Origin of the sequence: Streptomyces sp. NPDC059037 (assembly GCF_042740015.1) — a bacterium.
In the GTDB taxonomy this organism is placed as follows: domain Bacteria; phylum Actinomycetota; class Actinomycetes; order Streptomycetales; family Streptomycetaceae; genus Streptomyces.
On the sequence record NZ_JBHYIG010000064.1, the window covers coordinates 35102 to 35578 of the forward strand.

Annotated in this window: 1 protein-coding gene; it reads right to left on the reverse strand. The window is 73.2% G+C overall.

Annotated elements, in window-relative coordinates; genetic code table 11:
• On the reverse strand, positions 1-477 hold a 477-nt coding region (locus tag ACFWY6_RS16000; RefSeq protein WP_384690027.1), incomplete at both ends, for an AMP-binding protein.

Genomic DNA, 477 nt, shown 5'->3' on the forward strand with positions numbered 1-477 from the left:
GCCCAGACGCGCAGCTCCTGGGCAGTGAGGGCGCTGCCCTCGACGGTGCGCACATAGGCGTGGGGACGCTGGCCCGCCGCCTCGTCCGGGGCGGCGACGACGGCCGCGGCCAGGACGTCCGGGTGCCGGGCGAGCAGCGTCTCGACCTCGGCGGGGAAGACGCTCATGCCCTTCACCTTGATCATGTCCTTGTCGCGGCCCAGGTAGTGCAGACAGCCGTCCTCGTCGAGGCGGCCGATGTCGCCGGTGTGCAGCCAGCCGTCGCGCAGTGCCGCAGCCGTCGCCTCCGGGGCACGCCAGTAGCGGGTCAGGAGCGAGGGGCCGCGGACGATGATCTCGCCGGGGGCGCCGATCGGCTGCGGCTCGCCGGTCTCGAAGTCGACGATGAGGACGTCGGTGCCGGGGACGGGAAGACCGCAGAAGGTCGCGTCGCCCGCCAGGTCGTGGTCGGCTTCCTGGAAGCCGACCGTGCTGGTG